We start from the raw sequence: 666 nt of genomic DNA on the forward strand, positions 1-666 counted from the left end.
CCGCAGCCGGTTGTGCGCTGGGCCCCATCCTGTTTGGCCTGCGGGAGTACCGTGGCGAGCCCCACCGCGTGGAGCCCGTCGGCATCCTCAACGGCGTGGAGTTTTTTGACGACAGCAAGGGCACAAATGTGGGGGCCACCGTGGCCGCGCTGCAAGGCCTGGGCGCTGACCGAAAAGTGGTGCTGATTTTGGGCGGAGAAGGCAAGGGCCAGGACTTTGCGCCGCTGGCGGAACCCGTGGCCCGGTATGCCCGCGCCGTGGTGCTGATCGGCCGCGATGCCCCGCTCATCCGCGAAGCGCTGGAAGGCACAGGCACCCCGTTGGTGGATGCTGAGTCTATGGATGCCGCGGTGGTGCAATCCAACCAGCGTGCCCAGGCGGGTGATGCCGTGCTGATGTCACCGGCCTGCGCCAGTTTTGACATGTTCGACAACTACGAGCACCGGGCGCGCGTATTTATCGCTGCGGTACGCGACTTGGCCTTGGCCGCAGGTGTGGACCTGGAGAGTGTCGGATGAGTGCAGTGGCGCAGTCCCTCTCCAAATGGTTCTCGGCCCGCATGGGCGCTTCGTCGCGGGCGCTGCCGGTGCGTCTGGGCGGACGCGGCTCGTTTGCCGCCACGACCGCGGCGCCGCAGGTCCGCGGCTTTGACCAGCCGCTGGCCTG

General features: G+C 67.6%; 1 protein-coding gene. It reads left to right on the forward strand.

Going from position 1 to position 666, the window contains the following annotated elements:
• Positions 1–518 (forward strand): glutamate ligase domain-containing protein (locus AC097P_RS25025; protein ID WP_479613111.1); only part of this gene is annotated, 518 nt, incomplete at its 5' end.
• Positions 519–666 lie beyond the last annotated feature (148 nt).

This window comes from Rhodoferax sp. ZS1R8 (assembly GCF_056521325.1).